This is a genomic window from Citrobacter sp. TBCS-14 (genome assembly GCF_005280805.1).
Classification (GTDB): domain Bacteria; phylum Pseudomonadota; class Gammaproteobacteria; order Enterobacterales; family Enterobacteriaceae; genus Citrobacter; species Citrobacter gillenii.
Genome location: NZ_SZWM01001153.1, coordinates 1 through 328 on the forward strand (window position 1 = coordinate 1; position 328 = coordinate 328).

General features: G+C 37.2%; 1 protein-coding gene. It reads left to right on the top strand.

The features are described from left to right. On the top strand, nucleotides 1-314 hold a 314-nt coding region (locus FDX22_RS24505), incomplete at its 5' end, for a hypothetical protein (protein ID WP_222592573.1). Nucleotides 315-328: the final 14 nt, after the last annotated feature.

Below are 328 nucleotides of genomic sequence, written 5' to 3' on the forward strand. Positions count from 1 at the left end.
GTGATTGGACAGCTTTGAACATGTCTAACGTCACTACAGCTAAACTACAATACAAAAAGAAAAATGGCATAGTTACGGTTACTGGTGGCGGTAATTTTGGAAACTTTAGGGCTAATCAGACCAAACAAGTTGCGTTTCTACCTGAAAACGTTCGTCCTGTAGGCGATATATCAGTAACCCTATCTTCTCTAAATGGAAACAACAATAACAAACCAATGGAATTACAAATTACGGCTAATGGAGAAATTCGAGTATGGAGTCATTACGCTGGGAATAATCAATATGCTGGTGGAACAGCAACTTATTTACAATAGAAAGCAAAAACATA